Source organism: Pseudomonas syringae (genome assembly GCF_021606685.1).
GTDB classification, from domain to species: Bacteria; Pseudomonadota; Gammaproteobacteria; order Pseudomonadales; family Pseudomonadaceae; genus Aquipseudomonas; species Aquipseudomonas syringae_R.
The window spans coordinates 74,814-93,424 of record NZ_WKCB01000001.1 but is presented as its reverse complement, the minus strand read 5'-3'; the positions used below and the strand labels follow the sequence as shown (position 1 = coordinate 93,424).

The 18,611-nt window shown below is 53.0% G+C and carries 19 protein-coding genes and 1 pseudogene; 14 read left to right on the top strand and 6 right to left on the bottom strand.

What is annotated here, in order from left to right; translation table 11 throughout:
• Positions 1-10 precede the first annotated feature (10 nt).
• From GIW02_RS00355 to GIW02_RS00335, 5 genes are read left to right on the top strand one after another with little or no spacing between them, the layout of a single operon-like run.
• The gene (locus GIW02_RS00355; RefSeq protein WP_003395039.1) at positions 11-481 is read left to right on the top strand and encodes an arsenate reductase ArsC; all 471 of its coding nucleotides are present in this window, start codon (positions 11-13) and stop codon (positions 479-481) included.
• A gap of 47 nt (positions 482-528) precedes the next feature.
• Positions 529-1,242 carry an arsenical resistance protein ArsH gene (gene arsH, locus GIW02_RS00350; protein WP_055135316.1) on the top strand — a complete coding sequence of 238 codons (714 nt, stop codon included), beginning with the start codon at positions 529-531 and terminating at the stop codon, positions 1,240-1,242.
• A 20-nt stretch (positions 1,243-1,262) separates the two neighbouring features.
• Positions 1,263-1,685, top strand: coding sequence for an arsenate reductase (glutaredoxin) (arsC, locus tag GIW02_RS00345; RefSeq protein WP_150580697.1), 423 nt, complete (start codon positions 1,263-1,265; stop codon positions 1,683-1,685).
• A gap of 37 nt (positions 1,686-1,722) precedes the next feature.
• Positions 1,723-2,796 (top strand): ArsO family NAD(P)H-dependent flavin-containing monooxygenase, encoded by a 1,074-nt coding sequence (locus tag GIW02_RS00340; RefSeq protein ID WP_236411760.1) that lies wholly within the window; start codon positions 1,723-1,725, stop codon positions 2,794-2,796.
• Positions 2,796-3,983 carry an MFS transporter gene (locus GIW02_RS00335; RefSeq protein ID WP_236411759.1) on the top strand — a complete coding sequence of 396 codons (1,188 nt, stop codon included), beginning with the start codon at positions 2,796-2,798 and terminating at the stop codon, positions 3,981-3,983. Before GIW02_RS00340 ends, GIW02_RS00335 begins: the two co-directional genes overlap by 1 nt.
• Here GIW02_RS00335 and GIW02_RS00330 read toward each other — a convergent pair.
• The 3 genes from GIW02_RS00330 to GIW02_RS00320 form a co-directional block, all read right to left on the bottom strand.
• Positions 3,964-4,521 (bottom strand): arsinothricin resistance N-acetyltransferase ArsN1 family B, encoded by a 558-nt coding sequence (locus tag GIW02_RS00330; RefSeq protein WP_150580695.1) that lies wholly within the window; start codon positions 4,519-4,521, stop codon positions 3,964-3,966. The genes GIW02_RS00335 and GIW02_RS00330 overlap by 20 nt on opposite strands.
• 118 nt (positions 4,522-4,639) lie before the next feature.
• Entirely contained in the window at positions 4,640-4,975 is a 336-nt protein-coding gene (locus tag GIW02_RS00325) for a hypothetical protein (protein ID WP_236411758.1), read from the bottom strand.
• 192 nt (positions 4,976-5,167) lie between these two features.
• Positions 5,168-5,638 carry a hypothetical protein gene (locus GIW02_RS00320; protein WP_122528459.1) on the bottom strand — a complete coding sequence of 157 codons (471 nt, stop codon included), beginning with the start codon at positions 5,636-5,638 and terminating at the stop codon, positions 5,168-5,170.
• Between the two features lie 198 nt (positions 5,639-5,836).
• On the opposite strand from GIW02_RS00320, the gene GIW02_RS00315 reads away from it, so the two are divergent.
• Positions 5,837-6,277 (top strand): hypothetical protein, encoded by a 441-nt coding sequence (locus tag GIW02_RS00315; protein ID WP_137211957.1) that lies wholly within the window; start codon positions 5,837-5,839, stop codon positions 6,275-6,277.
• Positions 6,278-6,481: 204 nt separating this feature from the next.
• Here GIW02_RS00315 and GIW02_RS00310 read toward each other — a convergent pair whose 3' ends face one another.
• Entirely contained in the window at positions 6,482-6,754 is a 273-nt protein-coding gene (locus tag GIW02_RS00310; RefSeq protein WP_236411757.1) for a hypothetical protein, read from the bottom strand.
• A gap of 267 nt (positions 6,755-7,021) precedes the next feature.
• Positions 7,022-8,451, bottom strand: a pseudogene (locus GIW02_RS00305) (IS1182 family transposase).
• 501 nt (positions 8,452-8,952) lie between these two features.
• Here GIW02_RS00305 and GIW02_RS00300 point away from each other — a divergent pair.
• The 7 genes from GIW02_RS00300 (at position 8,953) to GIW02_RS00270 (ending at position 15,279) form a co-directional block, all read left to right on the top strand.
• Entirely contained in the window at positions 8,953-9,210 is a 258-nt protein-coding gene (locus GIW02_RS00300) for a hypothetical protein (RefSeq protein ID WP_236419538.1), read from the top strand.
• A gap of 373 nt (positions 9,211-9,583) precedes the next feature.
• Entirely contained in the window at positions 9,584-9,802 is a 219-nt protein-coding gene (locus tag GIW02_RS00295; protein ID WP_098466004.1) for a hypothetical protein, read from the top strand.
• A 58-nt stretch (positions 9,803-9,860) separates the two neighbouring features.
• Positions 9,861-10,094, top strand: a complete 234-nt coding sequence (locus GIW02_RS00290) for a hypothetical protein (protein ID WP_098466005.1) — start codon at positions 9,861-9,863, stop codon at positions 10,092-10,094.
• A gap of 553 nt (positions 10,095-10,647) precedes the next feature.
• The gene (locus GIW02_RS00285) at positions 10,648-10,860 is read left to right on the top strand and encodes a hypothetical protein (protein ID WP_236419532.1); all 213 of its coding nucleotides are present in this window, start codon (positions 10,648-10,650) and stop codon (positions 10,858-10,860) included.
• Positions 10,861-10,949: 89 nt separating this feature from the next.
• Complete coding sequence (locus GIW02_RS00280; RefSeq protein ID WP_236419534.1) at positions 10,950-11,402, top strand: DUF4253 domain-containing protein; 453 nt, start codon at positions 10,950-10,952, stop codon at positions 11,400-11,402.
• Between the two features lie 666 nt (positions 11,403-12,068).
• Entirely contained in the window at positions 12,069-13,709 is a 1,641-nt protein-coding gene (locus tag GIW02_RS00275) for a methyl-accepting chemotaxis protein (protein ID WP_065874736.1), read from the top strand.
• A gap of 292 nt (positions 13,710-14,001) precedes the next feature.
• Positions 14,002-15,279, top strand: coding sequence for a DUF2254 domain-containing protein (locus GIW02_RS00270; RefSeq protein WP_236416813.1), 1,278 nt, complete (start codon positions 14,002-14,004; stop codon positions 15,277-15,279).
• 3 nt (positions 15,280-15,282) lie between these two features.
• On the opposite strand, the gene GIW02_RS00265 is transcribed toward GIW02_RS00270, so the two are convergent.
• On the bottom strand, positions 15,283-16,563 hold the full coding sequence (locus GIW02_RS00265) for a chloride channel protein (RefSeq protein WP_236416817.1): 1,281 nt from the start codon (positions 16,561-16,563) through the stop codon (positions 15,283-15,285).
• Positions 16,564-17,076: 513 nt separating this feature from the next.
• Here GIW02_RS00265 and GIW02_RS00260 point away from each other — a divergent pair.
• Positions 17,077-18,564 (top strand): SulP family inorganic anion transporter, encoded by a 1,488-nt coding sequence (locus GIW02_RS00260; protein ID WP_122822221.1) that lies wholly within the window; start codon positions 17,077-17,079, stop codon positions 18,562-18,564.
• The last annotated feature ends 47 nt before the right edge of the window (positions 18,565-18,611 follow it).

Below are 18,611 nucleotides of genomic sequence, written 5' to 3'. Positions count from 1 at the left end.
GAATCGTCTGATGAAAGTCTTGTTCATGTGCACCCACAACAGCTGCCGCAGCATTCTGTCCGAGGCGCTTTTCAACCACTTGGCGCCCGAGGGTGTAGAAGCCGTCAGCTCAGGAAGCTTTCCCAGTGGCCGGGTGAATCAACGGGCATTGCAAACGCTGGAGGCGGCGGGTATCTCCACGGCGGGCTTGAGCAGCAAGGCTTCGGATGCTTTTGAAGGCTCACCGCCAGACATCGTGATCACTGTCTGTGACCGGGCAGCGGGTGAGGCATGCCCAATCTTCTTTGGGCCAGCTTTGAAGGCGCATTGGGGTCTGGCCGACCCGTCTGACGCTAGCGGTTCGGAAGCCGAGATCACCGCAGCTTTTGAAACCACACTCGCCAAAATTCACGAGCGCGTGAGCGCATTTCTTGCGCTGCCACTGAAGACCATCAGCGCTGAACAGTTGAAAGCTGAACTGAACCGCATCGGTTCGCTTTAAAGATCTACCGAGGCGGCACCCAACCAGGCGCCGCCGTAGGAGTTTATATGCAAGACACATTGCCGAACGTACACGCCGACCTGATCGACATTCCTTCGCTGGAGCAACTGTCGCCTCGTACTCCTTCGCTCCATAAACCTCGCATTCTTCTGCTGTACGGATCAACGCGAGAACGCTCATTCAGCCGGTTAGTCACGCAAGAGGCGGCACGCCTGCTGAATGAGTTTGGTGCTGAAACCAAGATCTTTGACCCATCGGGTCTGCCGCTTCCGGATGACGCTCCCGATACACATCCCAAGGTCGCTGAGCTGCGCGAGCTGATGCAATGGTCTGAGGGACAGGTGTGGTGCTCCCCTGAGCGTCACGGCTCCATGAGTGCAGTATTCAAAGCCCAAATTGACTGGGTTCCGCTGGCGATTGGCGCTGTACGACCTACGCAAGGCAAAACCCTTGCTGTGATGCAGGTCTGCGGCGGCTCGCAATCTTTCAACGTGGTCAATCAGCTGCGCGTACTGGGTCGATGGATGCGGATGTTCACCATCCCAAACCAATCTTCGGTGGCCAAGGCATTTACCGAGTTCGACGAGACAGGTCGTATGAAGCCGTCTTCGTACTACGACCGTCTCGTGGACGTGATGGAAGAGCTGATGAAGTTCACCCTGCTGTTGCGGGATCGCCAGGATTATTTGGTTGATCGGTACTCCGAGCGTAAAGAGTCCGCCGAAGAGCTTTCCAAACGCGTCAACCAGCGCTCCATCTAACGTCAGTACGAGGAAGCGATATGAGCCAGATCACGATCTACCACAACCCCGAATGCGGCACCTCTCGCAACACCTTGGAGTTGATCCGTAACAGCGGGGAAGAACCGACGGTTATCGAGTACCTGAAGAACCCGCCTGATCGCACCACACTTGTCAGACTCATTGAGGATATGGGTATCGGGGTGCGGGCTCTTTTGCGTATCAAAGGCACACCGTACGAAGAGCTGGGATTGGGCGATGCATCGCTGGCGAACGAACAGCTCATCGATGCCATGATGGCTCACCCTATCCTGATCAATCGCCCCATCGTCGTGACGCCTTTGGGGACGCGTTTGTGTCGTCCGTCAGAAGCTGTGCTCGATTTGTTACCGCAAGAGCAGCGTGGGAGTTTCGTCAAAGAGGACGGCCAAGTGGTCATTGATGAGCACGGTCGCAGAGTCTGATACGACGACAGTGAGGTGCCGCGATTGAGCCTGGAGGATGCTGGTGAGTCAGAATTCGAAACTTGATGTTGTGGTCATTGGCGGTGGTCAATCCGCGCTGACAGTCGCCTATTTTTTGAAGCGGTCAGGCTTGTCTTATGTGCTGCTCGATGCGGAGTCGGCACCAGGAGGAGCCTGGCGGCATGGCTGGGACTCGCTGCGACTCTTCTCTCCATCGGCATGGAGCTCGATTGCGGGCTGGCCGATGCCTGCCGTATCAGAAGAAACGCCTCACCGTGATGATGTTATCGACTATCTGACTCTGTACGAGCGTCGATATGACTTCCCCATCATCCGATCCACCAGGGTGACCCGTGTCGAAAAAATCGAAGAAGGATTACGGGTTGTCTCCGGGGATAGAAACTGGGATGCCAAGGCGGTTATCAGTGCAACAGGCACCTGGAGCCGCCCATTTACACCGAGCTATGCCGGACAGGAGTTGTTCGTAGGGCAGCAGCTTCATTCCGCTCATTACGTTGGGCCGAATGAGTTTGAGGGGAAAACCGTCCTTGTCGTGGGTGGTGGCAACTCGGGATCCCAGATTTACGCCGAGGTTTCTAAAGTGGCTCAGGCAACCTGGGTAACTCAAGAGGCCCCAAAGTTTCTACCTGATGAGGTTGATGGGCGCGTCCTGTTCGAACGAGCTACTGCTCGATTGAAGGCGCAACAGGAAGGTGTGGAGCCTGAACAACCCGCTGGGGGGCTGGGCGATATCGTAATGGTGCCATCGGTGAAGGACGCTCGTGAACGCGGTGTATTGAGCGCAGTACGGCCATTCACGCACTTCACTTCAACAGGCGTTGTTTGGTCATCAGGAGACGAAACAGCGGTGGATGTCGTCATCTGGTGCACTGGGTTTTCTCCAGCGCTCGACCACCTGAACAGCCTGGGCATTGTAGGCCAGGATGGCAAAGTGGCTGTGAACGGAAACCGGAGTGTTGCTTCACCCAATCTGTGGCTGGTGGGTTACGGCGATTGGACGGGGCTCGCCTCCGCGACATTGATCGGAGTAACCCGCACCGCTCGAGATGTAGTCAAGCAAGTGCAAAGCTATCTCGCTGAGTTGGACTGATGTCTACCGCAGCCCCGACGACAAGGCAGCATGCGACCCTGATTGGCTCAATGGGTTGTAACCAGATTCTTGCGTGGGGCTCCACGTTTTATCTGCCGGCAGTTCTAGCTGAACCCATTTCGCACTCACTAGATACATCCGTTCCCGCTGTAGTGGGCGCCTTATCGTGGTCTCTGCTTGTCGCTGGGATAAGCGCGCCTGTAGTCGGCAGGACTATTGATAAGCATGGCGGAAAATGGGTGCTCGCCAGCAGTTCGCTTTTGCTGGCCCTTGGCTTAATCACCATGTCTTTCGCATCAGGGCTGTTCGTCTACTACATCGCATGGACAGTTTTGGGTTTGGGCATGGCCGCAGGCCTGTATGACGCTGGATTCGCGACACTGGGCCGACTGATGGGGGCAAGAGCGAGAAGCTCGATGACCGGACTGACACTCATAGCGGGCTTCGCAAGCACGGTCGCTTGGCCTTTCCTGGCGTCGATGGATGCGAGCCATGGATGGCAAACCACCTGCAGGGTGCTCGCGTTAATCCATCTTGCTGTAGGTTTGCCCCTTCACCTGCTAACGGTTCCAGTCCCTACGCCGCGAGCAAGTGAGTCCGCCAAGATCGCCAAAACATCGTACGCGCCTGCTGATCCATGCTTAGCGTGGATCTCCTTGCTGTTCACATTACATGCGTTCGTGATGTCAGCGTTGGCGGTCAATCTAATAGCACTCCTGCGTAGCCATGAAATTTCCGCCGCCATGGCAGTAACGCTCGGAGCGCTGATGGGGCCGTCTCAAGTTGTCGCTCGGCTTTTGGAATATGCGTTTGGCCGCAACGCTCATCCGGTATGGATAGCAAGGCTAGGAATTCTGGCTTGCATCGTCGGACTGTTGGCCTTGGGGCCGGGGATGGTGATGCTGTCCCTTATCGCAGTGATTACCTTCGGCGGTGGAAATGGGATCATGACCATCGCCAGAGGAACAGTCCCACTTACACTGTTGGGCAGCACCAACCTGGGCATCCACCTTGGCCTGATCGCTCGCCCAGTGTTGGTTGCACAAGCGGTAGCGCCCATGGCATGCGCATACATCCTGGTGCAGCTTGGCCCAAACTGGCTAATTTGGATCATGGCCGGGATATTGGGTATCGGCGCTTTGGTCGCATTCACCAAACTACGAGCCTTCACCCCATCACTGGCTTGATTTCAACCTGGGGGAAGAGAATAGGTTCCAGTGGAGGGGTTGCCTGGCACAGCCCGAGCCGCCAATAGCCGACGTCGTGCCATTTCCCAAGCTTAAAGCCTACCTCTGGATACGTCCCTATATGGGTGAATCCTAGCGACTCGTGCAGGCCCACGCTGCCTTCATTGGGCTGCGCAATTCCAGCGTAAGCGGCGCGAAACCGCTGTTTCTCAAGTATTGGAAGTAGAGTCTCGTAGAGTTCGCGGCCAACACCCTGGCGGCGAGCTGATTCAGCTATGTACACCGTCACGTCAACAGCCCATCGGTAGGCTGCACGTGCACGATGCTGGCTTGCGTATGCATATCCCTTGATCTCACCACCTTCTTCAGCCACAAGGTAGGGATATGTCTGAAGTGTCGTCGCTATCCGCTGAGCAATCTCCTCAACGCTTGGCGGGGTTTCTTCGAATGAGATCGCCGTGTTCGAAACTATGGGGGCATAAATGCGCTGGATGGCTTCTGCATCTGCTACTGCCGCCGTACGGATTTTCAAAGCCATGTAGGTCGTCCCTGATTCGAAAGTTAAACATTACCCTTTTTGGATCAGCCTAGGACATGGTCGAAATATGAAAATTTTATGGACGCTACCATTCGCCTAATTCGGTTAGCTAAAGCCTCTACATCGATTTGACTGATTCAACCTCAACATATTTGTACTTCTTCCTCGCAGCCTTCACAGCCTGCTGCTCAGCAAGCAACGAGCTCAACGTATCAGCCTCGTGAATCAACTCGATCATTTTTCCCTCAAACTCGTTCCCAACCCGGAGTGTGACCCGCAGCCTGGGCGTAAAAGCTTTCGACGCTTTCTTCTGGGCCGCTGGAGCAACCACCGGTTTCGCGGGCACAACTTCTTCCACAGGCTCCTTTACTAGAGGAGCGGGCACCTGCTCTTCGGGCTGAGGCGCACCGAATAGGGCACGACGCATTTCTTCTTCAGTTAAATCAGAATTCATAGAACATCTCAACGGGGCAGTAATGAGCTCCGCGAATTCTACTAGGATTTCTGCTCCAGCGTGTCCTCTGGAAGCATGTATGGCCATTGTGAATTCGGGCTACGGGGTCACAACATTTAAACGTTGTAGTGAGCCTGATAGCGATAAAAATGGTGCAACGTAAGCTAGGCTATTGAGGGCTCAAGGGTCATCTCAATGGTTGTCTGGCTTCGTCTTCGACAACTGAGTGAACTGCTCCAATGCGCTTTGGAAGTCCTCCAATGCGAAGCTTACCGGCTTGCTCTCGGCGATCCATTTTGTCGAGATTCCAACTTCCAGTTTGTCCGAAATACTTCGACCGAAGCGCCGCCAGTGTACGGTGTCAGCCTCGATTACCTGCTCAGCGACCAAGACGATACAGTCGAAATTCATGTCATCGCTACAGACCAGCAACGGCACGATTGTGGAGCTTCCATCCTCCGCCGGGATGATGCGACGGTTCGCAAGAGCGTCTTCGTCTTCGTCGATAAGCCAGATCAGAGAAAGACCAAGGCTTGCGACGTCTGACCATTCGAGATGAGTGGACAGCCATTGCTCAATTCCAATGCCGTCAATCATTAACCATGCGCAAGCGCTCCTGGCGAATCCAGGTCGGTAGTAAGCGGCGCTGATAACTTGATGCATCGCGAAGTCCTTCAATGCAGTGCGGCGGTGTCACAGAGAATGATGATACTCCAGTGGTATCACGTCTATCGTCGTAGCGCCTGCTTCAAGCCGAACGCTTAAACCAGATCAACAGCCCTGACTTCCTTAGCTCGTTGAAGGACAAAGCTGGCACCCTGTACTGTGCAGAATCTGAATAAAACTACAAGGAGGCGTGAGGTGCGCGACAAGCAGATTTGGGAACTGACAGCGAGCGATCTGCACGATGTTGGGGTATGGTGCTTTCCGATGGACGAGTCCGTTGAGGATGAATGCACAGTCCGACCTTGTGTTGAGGAAGTAGGCTTGGCGATGATCGTGCGAGCCGAATTTTGCGATGCCGATGGCACTCGCTATCTGGGGTACGTGCACTGGAGTCTGGTTGAACATATTGGCCATCGACAACCCACGCTGTTCCTCAATGACGGCACAGCTGTCTCGTTCTGGGGAGGAATTGTTAAACCCTCCTGTGATGAAGCCTCAGATGAAGCGAAACGGATTTCTTTCCCTATCACATTTAAGTCTGAACCATTGCTCGGGCTCACGCCGATGGTTGGCGTCCTAGAAGGGATGTATTACTTAGATAGCAATGACCAGATTTTTTGCCTTTCGATAGGTTAAAGGTGAGGACAATGGCTACCCCAATCTGACTAACACCAGTGCTTGAAAGCGGCAAAAAAGCCAGAGCGAGTCGACCAGTTTTGGCCGATTGAAGCCTTTCAGAAGCTTCCTAAAGTTGATCTGTCTCAAGCGCCAGTACCCAGCGGTTGAACGGCGCTGAGCCCGCCAAACCCAGCACGTCAAAGAACACCCATTTCCGAGTCTTTACCGAAAAAGACTGAACGGCTTGTCCGGGGGTAACCCTCTGTGCATTGCTGGTCGATAGACCTCACCAGACGCGCTTCCAATGTAAGGCGAGTTTCTGGGGGCAAGCATACCGACTTGCAACGTCCCGCAAGCGTCCGGAAGTTTCAAAGATAATGTTTCACCCGTTTCCAGGCGGCCCACGAACGTTCCATCAAACAAAACTGCCAGCGGGATAGCCTGGCCATAGGCGCTGTCAAATATTCCTTTCTTGCGCTGAATGGTGATGTCCATGTGCTGTCCTTTAAGGTGCTCACTACACAGAGTGTAGTCGCACGTTTACGACGCACTGCGAGCGCGCGCCGAAGTCTGAAACGCCCTAATTTGGCAGGCAGGTGGAATGACCGCTTCTGGCCCAGAGTGTGTAAAAACGCGCTAATGCACTGTCGGCGGGCAGTGCCGAAGGTTGTTAGCCGAGTAATTGCTCAGAACAAGTCCTACGGATCATAACGAGGGCCTGGGTGCCCTTAGCGCCGCTGGGTGGCCAAAATACAGACCTCTTCAGGCCGACAGCGCCTTCATTAAACCGCTGGTACCGAGAATTTTCATGACTCGCTTAAAGTTGTAGGCGAGGACGTTCAAGCTCATCTCCGCACTTACCCCGGCCAGCTTTCTGGTCAGGAAATGTGTGGCGCCCATCCATTGTTTGAGTGTCCCGAAGGGATGCTCGACCGTACGCTTGAGGACTCGCATCATGTCCGGCGCGTTGCTCAGCCTGTTCTGCATTTCCTCCAATACGGCTTCATGCTCCCATCGCCGAACTCGTCGTTGCTTGCTCGGTGTGCACTTCGATTTCAGCACGCATCCCTGGCAGTTAGAACTCCAGTAACGGTGCAACTTCAGGCTTTTTTCAACGCTGGAAAAGCGCCAGATCAACGCCTCCCCAGCGGGACAAATGTATTCGTTTTTTGCCGTGTCATAGAGGAAGGCATCGTTATTGAAACGCCCGTCAGCCTTGGCTCCAGAGGTCATCGGCTTGGGCACATAGGCGGTGATACCTGCATCGTGACAAGCCAGGATTTGTTCGCCTTTGAAGTAACCTCGGTCAGCCACTACCGACAGGGTATCTGACGCCATAGCCTCGCGGGCCTGCTTGGCCATCGAGCTGAGTTGATCGCGGTCGGAACCGACGTTGGTAACCTCATGGGCAACGATCAAATGGTGCTGGGTATCGACCGCTGTCTGCACGTTGTAACCGACGATTCCAGTGCCGCGCGTTATCATTGAGCGGGCGTCTGGATCGGTCAGTGAGACCTGTTTATCCGGTGATTCGTTGAGCTGAGTTTCAATTGCTTTAAGCTCTTTCATTTGCGTCTTCAGTTTGGCGATTTTCTCTTCCAACCGCACGGCGCTGGGTTCGGAGGCTGTGGATTCTTGTCGATCAACAGCATCAAGCGCGGTCAGGTAGCGGCTGATGCTCGATTCAATTTCTTCCATTCGCCGCTTTAGTTTGGCGCTAGTGAAGTTGCGGTCACGATTGTTGACGGCCTTGAATTTACTTCCGTCGATGGCAACCAGGTTTTCTCCGAACAATCCGAGCTGCTGACAGAGCACGACGAACTGACGACAGACGCCTCGGATGGCCTTGCTGTTGTCTTTTCGGAAGTTGGCGATGGTCTTAAGTCCGGCATCAAACGCCCGGTTAGCCACATCAATTCGACGTTGCGCTGGGCTTCTCGCTCCAAGCGCCGGCTCGACTGAATTCGGTTGAGATAGCCGTAGATGTAGATCTTCAGCAAGATCGCAGGGTGATAACCAGGTCGGCCTGTATCAGCAGGAATAGCGCGATCAAACCTCAAATTGACCAAGTCGAGTTCGTCGACAAATACGTCGACTACGCGAACCGGATTGGTATCACTGACGTAGTCGTCAAGGCTTTCGGGAAGCAGAGTGCTTTGTCCGCGATGGTCACCTTGGATGAAACGTTTCATAGGCAATCCTGCGTTATCACTTTGGGCAATCGTAGCAACGTTGGACGGCTCTTGATGTACTCTGATGCAAGAAAGAAATGCTAGTAACTTTGGAGTTTAAGGACTTGCCCATGGATGTGATTTCAGCGCACCTATTTTCTACAAATCACCGAACTCAAATTGAAGCAAGCGATCACTGTGGCTGTTTTTACTGCTTAGGTGTGTTTTCGCCCTCAGAAATCACTGAGTGGGTTGATCTAGATAACACCGCTCTGTGTCCGAAGTGCGGGATAGACTCGGTGATCGGTTCAGCATGCAGTCTGCCGATTACCCCTGAATTTCTTTCGAAAATGCACGAACACTGGTTCTAGAAGATCCTGTCATTCGACGGCATCCGTTCGGTTTGAGATTTACAGACTAGCTTTACCTCAGTACCGCACGCTCCTGCTAAGTATTTACACACTCTGGGCCGATAGCTGTCAGTCGTTCCATAGGCAGCACGCCATCGTGAACTGTGCCGGAATGCGTCTGAAGCCAGTGCTTTTCTTCCGTGCTGTGCTGATTATTGAGCTGGCAGTATTGGACAGGGGAGGGTGGGTTAAGGTTTATCCAAGCGCGGCCACCCACGATCAGAATGTCCGACGTCTTTGCGTAAAGGTGGTCAACCCTGACGATCAAGCTGCAGTGGCCAACGTTGAGTTGATGGTGCGCGAACGGCTGGAAAAGATGGGGAAGGAAGGCGAATTTTATCCGGCTGAGGAGGCGGACACTCATCGATAGCACCCATCAGCTCTGGTAAAAAACAGGGTATCGGCTAGTCGTGAGTGCCTCACTACGCAACGTGAGGATGTGTTGCGATTTCGGCTTTATGGGCAATTGCACTAATTCTGTGTTTTGGAGCTCCTGTATTGTTCGTTCCACCAAACTATGACCCAGGCATTTGAGTGGGGTGCTAGTAGAGCCAAAGAGCTGCGGGTTGACACCACGAAAAAAATCCACAGGTACTCAGGTTTTTAAAAAGCCTCTTCAACCCCGAATCCACTAAGCTAATTGACCGTTCATCGATTCACTTGAATGCGCTCATGAATCATCGGTCACTACAGCGATGGGTACATTCCGGAATCTCCGGTGAGGCTCGTCGCAAGGCGAGCGTATGAGCGGAATCGATGATTTCAGATTCAAGTCCCACTACCTTTTAATTGAGCTAGATGCGGCAACTAGCACAATGATGATGCTTGTTTCTTCTAAGGAGGTTGCAGGAGCCAAGTGGGATGCCGCAGCTTTGCGTCATCATGAGGCCTTTCAAGCCTGGAGCTCATTTCTAAATTTCCCCTATGGTCACTTACGTGGTTCGACGCCGTCGCCTCATTAACTGGAAGACGGACAATTCTTTAGCCCGCAGCAACCGTTAAGAATTAGGGTGGAAATCCATGTTAGGCGCCAGTAAAGATACTCACCCCGCTAAACGTGTATCGGTTCATTTACTCGCCCTGATCGCGCAAGCACCTACCGCAGTTGAAGCGTTGCTCCATGATATTCGCGCGCAGGAGTTGATATTGAATCTTCAAGGAACAGAGACCATCTCCAAGCTTGACGGTGATAATCTGAGGATCCTGTGCAGGGTGGCGCTTGAGAAGCGTCTCCATAAAATTGCGAACGCGTAGGACGAAATCATCTTAGGCCATGGCGCGAGCTGGACGTCCTTGTTGGCGGCAGCGGTTGAGCATTTACGAGCTTTTGGCGTCTAGGAGAGGCCCTTTGGCCTAATGGGCGATGCTTCACCGCTAAGGTAAGGCAGAATTCGCGGGCCGTATCTACAACCGAGTAGCACAGGTGGTGCTCTAGATACGATCTTCGAGAACTCTGGGCCCATCAAGCAGGTGCCGGCTAGGCTGAAGGCTCAAGGGGCTATCTCAAAGCTGTGCTCACGTTACTGCTGACGCACCGAACTGCTACCGCACAGGTGGGCACCCGTTTAATCACGCGAAGTGTGTTGGGCAGACGCTCACTCAGTTTCTTCCCTGAGTCGATTAGAAATTGCATGGTAGGCCAGTTTCGGACACCAACATTACCTCGAATTGCGAACGTCAAAGTTAGCGTAGCGTGCTGCTATGTGATGGCAGACCTATTTCGCTCGGCGGCAGACCTTAATGATGATCCTGGAACGCTTAGGATTACTCACTCAGTTCAGTTCCATCATGGAGAAGGCCACGGTTTATGGATATCGAATTTCGCGGTAATGGCATGCGTGAAAATCCGTCTGTAGGTACATGCGACGAGTACGGCGTGAGCGGGATTACCAGCTTTGACGATTTGACCGAAGCTCGGCGTAAGATTGCTGAAACGCACCCAGGCTTTAAGCCTCTGTTCTCGCTCGATGATCTGCACCAAGCCCGTTACACCTCGGGGCATGTGCGCAATAATTCATAGCGGGTTTACCTCCAGAGTGCTTTGAGAATGGTGAATACATTGGCTATCCGACTACGAAAGCGGAGTTCGCAATCTGTCTTCGCAATTTCATGAGCCTTGTTGCAGCCACGTCCTTCGAGGATGCTTGCGCTCATGGTTTGACGTTAGATCAGCAGGCCCTCCAGGAGTGGATCGGTTACCAGAACAACCCTATCTCTCTTCTAGAGCAGCCCCTTTCAGCGTTCTTGGTGCCCGTTCAGCATTCTTGCCAGGTACTCGCCGCTTTTCCGAATGGCTATTTCACTTCCGACCTAGATCCTGCGAAAAACTTTGCGGTTGCGCGTCACTTTTCAGAAGCACATGGCTATGAGTTGATGGGTGTAGGTGCTTCTTACATCGGCTTCATTCGTGCTGAACCGCCTGATACATCCCTTGCTAACGTCGTAGCCCAAGACTTCTGTGCGCTCTACAACACTAACGATGAAGATCTACAAGCACGCATTTCCGCAGTCGCACAGGCGATCTCTGGTCGGACATATTTGTGGCTCCGTTACGTGGAGTGAGCTTCGTGCGCAGCAAAAGCCCGGCTGAATAGATACCTGAGCTTGTGAGAGGTCTGGGGTTTTTGGCAGCCATGTAGGAGGGCATTTGCTTTACGCTTTTTGTTCAGCCACGGCGGTGGTGCTACTGAGTCAAACAAGATCTGACTGACTTACGTCTGTTGGCGAGCCGCTGTGCGCGGGCGGGCTGTCGTAAACCGAGCTCCCGCGTCCCGCCGTATCTCGGCCCTGCGGGCGTCCATCCTTCACGCCTTCGGCTGTGCCAGCCCGCGCGCTCCGCTTGCTCCGGTTACTCAGCGTTTTCCGACGTACTGTGGTTAAGCCGGATTGACGATCTCAGATTCCCAGCTGACTCGGTCTAGTGGAAGGATCAGAGAAGCATTAGCTATTCAGATTGCTTCCCACCCAACTGGGAAAGGCGGCCTTCAATGGACAAGAAGCTAAATCAGCCAAGTTGGTCTCAGTAAATATTCACCAACCCTAAAAATTGAAGTGCGAATTGTTATTAAAATTAATATTACTTGGGGTTAGTGTGATAAGCATAAGAAACAATCTATTTAAGCTGCGCGTGAGAAAAAAGCTCAATAATTATACTTGCCTGCCGATACCCTCCCTGATCAATGGCACGCCTCAAGGTTAACCAGATCTCCCCTATGAAGAGAAAGCTCTATGACTTGGTTTTTGAACTTACGCCTTGCGGCAAAATTGTCCATATCATTCTTGATATGCGCATTGATAACTATCGCGATTGGGCTCGTCGGGATGAACGGCAACTCGCGGCTGGGCGACGCGATTTCATCTGTATTTAGCAATAATATAACTTCAATTAACAAGGTAAATGAAGCTCTGCAGCAAGTGATTTATCACAATAGAGACCTATACTTGTTGCTAGCACAAAAAGCTGGTGGTGCAGCTGAGGGGGAACTCGCAACCACTCAAAAATCATTATCTGATCGTCAGCGTGCTGTAGAGAAAGCATTTGCTATTTATCGTAGCACCCCGCTGCGCGATGACGAAAAGGCCTTAGGTGATAATTTTGAACGGGATTGGCCTGCTTATATAAAAGCGGGAGAGAAGTTCGCCAATACGTTGATGTCGGGGGATTTGCCAGGGGCGAGATTGCAACTGATAGGAGACGTCAGCGATAAGTACGGTTTCGCTGAGAAAGAAATGCTAGGGATAATTGCATCTAACAATGATCAAGCAGACGATCTCCGAAGTGAAAGCGATGCTCTCATTCAAAGTTCTAAGCTAACGATGATTGCAGGTATGGTAATCGCGTTCGTTCTGGCAATGGGCCTGGGTCTTCTTATTACGCGACTCATTACACGGCCACTCTCCTATGCAGTATCGGCTGCGGAGCGTATTGCAGGTGGAGATCTTACGCAACGTATTGACGCAGGTAGCCAGGACGAAACCGGGAAATTACTGTCCTCCCTAGATGGGATGCAGGCGAGCCTTCGAAGCACAATTCAAAATATATCCAGTGCATCAGATCAGCTCGCCTCGGCAGCAGAAGAACTGAGTGTCGTAACGGACGAGAGCACACGGGGTCTTACTCAGCAGAACAGCGAAATTGAACAGGCTGCTACCGCTGTAAATGAAATGACAGCTGCAGTCGATGAAGTCGCTCGCAATGCCGTTTCTACAGCAGAAATATCGCAAAGAACCAATCAAGACGCCATGGCTGGCAAAAGTAAGGTTGGAGAAGCTGTTGTAGCGATTGAAGGAATGGTTGGGGAAATCAACTCATCGAGCTCGCAGGTTCAAGAGCTTGCTCATCAGACGAAAGAAATCAGCAAGGTGCTTGAGGTCATCAGGTCGATTGCTGACCAAACCAATCTCCTAGCTCTGAATGCGGCCATTGAAGCTGCTCGAGCGGGCGAGCAAGGTCGCGGATTTGCAGTAGTAGCTGACGAGGTAAGAGCTTTAGCTCATCGTACCCAATCATCGACTATTGAAATCGAGGGGATGATTAACGCTGCTCAGACAAGCGCTACCTCTGTAGTAGAAACCATGACTAAGAGTCAGAGCCAGGCAACTAACACACGTCAGCTTGCGCAGGCTGCAGGCATTGCTCTGGAGTCAATCACTGAGGGTGTAGCTGCAATCACAGAACGCAATCTGGTTATCGCAAGCGCGTCAGAAGAACAGGCACAGGTTGCTCGTGAGGTAGATCGTAACCTCGTCAACATTCAAAGCTTGTCAGCTCAAACTGCTACAGGAGCACATCAGACAAATGCCTCGAGCCACGAGCTCTCAAGGCTTGCAGTATCCTTCAACCAGTTGGTAGCCAAATTTAAGCTTTAGACCCCACAGAAAAGTGCGCTTTTGCTGGCGCACTTTTCATCTTTCGCTAAGCACGCACGGCATAACCCGACCCTTTGAAGCGGCCATTACCTGAACAAACAACGTAAACGTTTTCGCACCCCTTCTTCGTCTCGCTGCAATGGGCCGTGCAGGTGACGCTCGCAATCGCAGCAACACGGATAACTGTGAGATGCTTCATCTCTAGCCAGGATGTAAAACCAGTTTCAAATTTCCGAATAAAACTTCTGCGCTGCTCGCGACGTCCACTGACGTAGTCACTGAAGGATTGCACATGATTGCTCGTTGGCGTTGGGTAACGAGTCAACTCACCAAACGGCTGTGGTTCAGAGCCTCCCTATTCTCCCTTCTAGGGGTGGCTACGGCACTGCTCGCTGTTGTATTCAAAGACTTCATTCCGGAGTCATTGCCAGCGCGCATCGGCGCAGATGCCGTAGACAAAATTCTGGGGATCATTGCCTCCAGCATGCTGGCCGTCACAACCTTCTCGTTGAGCACAATGGTCACCGCTTATGGGGCCGCGAGCAGCGGAGTGACACCGCGCGCCACCACCTTGGTAATGGAAGACACGACGACCCAAAATGCCCTTGCCACGTTTATAGGCTCATTCCTGTTTAGCCTGGTGGGGATCATCGCGTTGAGCACGGGTGCTTATGGCACGCAAGGTCGGGTGTTGCTGTTCGCAGTGACGATAATTGTGGTGATCTTGATCGTTTACACCCTCTTGCGCTGGATCGACCACCTGTCAAAACTTGGACGGGTGGGAGAAACCATCGACCGCGTCGAGAAGGCTGCGATAACGGCAATCACTCAACGAGTTCAGTGGCCCTACTTAGGCGGTTCAGCTTACCCGACCGATCTTTCGCTACCTCCTGGCGCAATCACAGTCAAAAGTGAGCTGACAGGTTACGTGCAACATATTGATGTAAGCGCACTCGGAGCTTTCGCGCAGGACGATCAAGTACAGATTTATCTGGAGGTGCTCCCTGGGACATTTGTGCACGAGGGAATGCCACTCCTGCATATTGTGAGCCTGGGCAACACGACGGACGGTGATATCGATACTGCACGTGAGATGGTTCTGGAGGCTCTGACCATAGGCGTCCGTCGAACCTTTGAAAATGATCCACGCTTCGGACTTTGTGTTCTCTCGGAAATCGCTTCTCGCGCTTTATCGCCTGCGGTGAACGACCCAGGAACAGCCATCGATGTCATTGGCCGGGGAGTGAGGACTCTAACTTGCTGGAGCAAACCTCACGTCTCTGGCTCGCAAACAGACCAAAGGTGTAAGCAGGTCTTTCTCCGAGGATTGACGGTTGATGATCTGTTCGATGATTTTTTTGCTCCTATCAGCAGGGACGGTGCAGCTTTGCTGGAAGTTAACGTGCGCCTGTTGAAAGCCCTCATCAGTCTCGCTGAAATAAACTCAGCGATCTTTAAAGATGCGTGCGACACGCACGTGGATCTTCTGATGACTCGTGCAGAGACCACGTTAGCGCTGCAGCATGAGAAGGATCAACTGAACGCTCTGGCTAGAACGATGACACGATAAGGTCTATCGAGCTGGATTCTTTGGCGCGGCAGCAGGTTCTGCACTCTCGAGAAAGCCTCGCGCCAATTGCTGGTACAACTCAGGGCCCATTCTCGAACTGACAGCCTTGGCGATCAGGGCTACCGCCATGAGACTGATAACCATGCTGTGGCTATCAATCATCTCCATCACAATGATTGCGGAGGTGATTGGCGACTGAGTAACGGCGGCCAGAAACCCAACCATGCAGAGTGCAATAGTGGGCTGAGCGGCCAGGTGGAATAGCTCTGCGGTATTTGCGCCGACTGCGGCCCCTACAGCGAGCGAGGGCGCGAAAATACCTCCTGGAATACCAGAGAAGTAGGTCACTACGGTCGCAAGGAAGCGGGTAACAGGGGCGTGCCATGGCAGGACTACATCGGATGCGATGACCTGAGAGGTAATGCCGTACCCACTACCGAACGACATTCCACCACTCAGCCAACCCAATATAGCGACGACTAATCCACAGATGCCGGCGAACCACACTGGATGCAGTCGCCGCCATTGCCAGATAATGAAGTGTGGATGCCGCTGCGGCCATAACAACATTCGGCTGAACAAACCTCCCAATAGCCCACACCCAATCCCTATGACTAATGCCGGGACGACTATGTAGAGGTTGATGTCCTGAATGCCGAAGTGGCCGAAATAGTTGTAGTTTCCCTGCAAAGCAATGGCAACCATCCCAGATAGGATGATGGTACTAAGAAGAACGCCGCTGGTACGGGTTTCCAGCTTGCGTCCCAGCTCTTCTACCGCGAATGCTATCCCTGCCAGGGGCGTATTAAATGCTGCCGCAATACCCGCTGCACCTCCTGCCAGAATAAGATCCTCGCTGCGTACGATTCGCGCATTGGGTAGGAAGCGGTGGAAAAAGTGCATGATGGATGCAGCAACCTGAACTGAGGGGCCCTCACGCCCCGCCGAAAAGCCACCCGTCAGCGCCAGAGTGCCAAGGCATATCTTGGCAAAAGCAATACGCAGTGAAACCAATTTATTAACGGGCTTACCTTGACGGGCAAGGCGTGTTGCTGCGATCACCTGCGGAATCCCGCTGCCTTGCGCCCCCACGAAAAAGCGCGTTGTCAGCCAGACTACGAGCATGCCGATCAGTGGGGTGTAAATAAAAGGTAGCCACGCTCGCTCAGCGGTCTGTTGAGCAAACTGCGCCAGTGCCATGTCTGCCAGCCTTGCGAAAGCCACCACCAGTAGGCCGGCAATGGTTGCCGCAATCCATAACGTGACCCTGGTGCGCCAGCGCATTGAGGCGAAGCCTCGGCGTAACAGCATTATCGGTTTGATCAACCCGGAACTCCCGTTCAAGTAGCCGTATTCAGGGCAAGACTATACAAATAAAACGTTGGCTCCAAACGGCCTTGGAGCGCAGCGAGTGAGATAAGGAGGGGGAGGGCCGGCAGGTAAAGCGGAGTAGAGGAAGCGCCGTGGAAGGGCAGGACTAAATGCAAAGCGCCGTCGGTCAGGTAACGGGTCGCAATGAAAATTAGCTTTAAGGTATTATCAATGCCGCCTCCGCCTTGAGCTACAGGAACATCAGCATGACTGTACTCCAAACGATCTACTGGCAGCCTACGCCACCTTAGCGCTACGCCCCCTCGCAACACCTCGCACCCGCCTGTTTCGCTCGCGGTGCTTGCTGCTGTATGCCCGGTTCTTACACCCAAAGCACACAGTCAAATAATCCTCACAATTTGAATTCGTATCGATGCGCTCGCCATTTGTGTGGTGTGCGTGCGGTGCATTGCCTTGGATATTTCTATGCTGCAAAAAATTAATCAAACGTGGTTTTCTAACGTTCGCGGAGACGTGCTCGCAGGAGTCGTCGTCGCACTCGCGCTGATCCCGGAGGCCATCGCCTTTTCCATCATCGCCGGGGTAGATCCCAAAGTCGGTCTGTACGCCTCTTTCTGTATTTGTGCCGTCATCGCCTTTATCGGCGGGCGTCCCGGAATGATCTCGGCGGCGACAGGCGCCATGGCACTGCTGATGGTTACGCTGGTAAAAGAGCATGGACTTCAGTACCTCCTGGCCGCGACCCTACTATGTGGCGTACTTCAAATCCTTGCCGGCTACCTGAAGCTTGGCTCGTTGATGCGGTTTGTTTCACGGTCGGTAGTCACAGGTTTCGTAAACGCATTGGCGATCCTGATTTTCATGGCGCAGTTGCCGGAACTTACGAATGTCACCTGGCACGTCTATGCCATGACCGCAACGGGTCTCGGGATCATCTACCTTTCCCCATACGTACCGAAGATCGGCAAGCTGATTCCGTCACCGTTGGTGTGCATCCTGACCCTGACTGCCATCGCCATTTACCTTGGCTTGGATATCCGCACTGTAGGCGACATGGGCCAACTGCCGAATACGTTGCCGATTTTCCTTTGGCCCGAAGTGCCGCTGAACTTTGAAACCCTGCGCATCATTTTCCCGTACTCGGCTGCCTTGGCCGTAGTAGGTCTACTCGAGTCAATGATGACCGCGACTATCGTCGACGATCTGACCGATACCACCAGCAATAAAAACCGCGAGTGCAAAGGCCAGGGTGTGGCCAACATCGCTGCCGGCATGCTTGGCGGCATGGCAGGTTGCGCCATGATCGGCCAATCGATCATCAACGTGAAATCCGGTGGTCGTACCCGTCTATCAACATTGTGTGCCGGCATTTTCCTGCTGCTGATGGTGGTATTTCTTGGCGAGTGGCTCTCCAAAATCCCTATGGCGGCACTCGTAGCAGTGATGATTATGGTGTCCATCGGCACGTTTAGCTGGGATTCCTTGCGCAATCTGAAAGAGCATCCGCTGTCGACCAACCTTGTTATGGTGGCGACTGTCGTGGTCGTCGTGGCCACTCACAACCTAGCCTATGGCGTACTTGTAGGTGTGCTGCTGGCTTCGCTGTTTTTTGCCAATAAGGTCGGGCACTACCTAGATATCGAGAGCACACTGGAAGAGACGGAATCGCATCGAACTTACCGCGTCGTGGGCCAGGTGTTCTTTAGCTCTGCTGACAAGTTCACTGAAGTTTTTGACTTCAAGGAAGCTCTCAACAAAGTCACCATCGATCTGACACAGGCGCATTTCTGGGATATCACCGCCGTCGCAGCGCTGGATAAGGTCGTGATCAAGTTCCGCCGTGAAGGCGCGGAGGTTGAAGTGCTCGGTCTCAATGAAGCCAGCGCAACAATCGTTGACCGATTCGCTGTTCATGACAAACCCGGTGCCATCGACAAGCTCATAAGCCACTAAGGAGAACGACAATGACCCACGTAACGGCATGCATTGATAACTCATAA